Consider the following 547-nt stretch of genomic DNA (forward strand, 5'->3'; position numbering starts at 1 on the left):
GCATTGCCATAAGCGCGACCCCAGACCTTAGTATAGAATAAAACCTTGGCATTGCCAAAAACAGAGCCATAAATTTCAGCACAACCGCCCACCAAAGCACCGCCATAGACCTTGCCATGTATTTTTGCACGACCATTAATAAAGGCATAATTATAAACCTTGGCATAGCTATGAATACGGGCAGAGCCAGCAACAATGGCACGACCATAGACCATTGCATGACTAAAAACCGTAGCATCATAAGAAACATGAGCATAATCATAAATATGAGCATCAGCAAGAACGCGGGCAGCACCACTCACATGAGCATACCCATAAACATGAGCATTGCCATAGACACAAGCATGGTCATAAATTTTTGCGTATTGAGAGATGAAAGCCTTGCCATAGATTTCACAATTCCCATAGACTTGACCACAAACTTGAGAAAAATGCCGTATTTTTGCATTGTCATAAACACGGGCATAGCCATACACACAAGCATTATCATAAACCCAGCAATTGCCATCATGGGATAGATTAGCTTCCTTTTCAATAAAGCCCCCTA

Annotated in this window: 1 protein-coding gene; it reads right to left on the bottom strand. The window is 42.0% G+C overall.

What is annotated here, in order from left to right; all coding sequences use genetic code 11:
• A partial coding sequence (locus ACFIM1_RS09510) for a hypothetical protein (protein WP_375694713.1) occupies nt 1-547 on the bottom strand: 547 nt, incomplete at both ends.

The organism is Bartonella sp. AC158YNML (assembly GCF_042196725.1).
In the GTDB taxonomy this organism is placed as follows: domain Bacteria; phylum Pseudomonadota; class Alphaproteobacteria; order Rhizobiales; family Rhizobiaceae; genus Bartonella.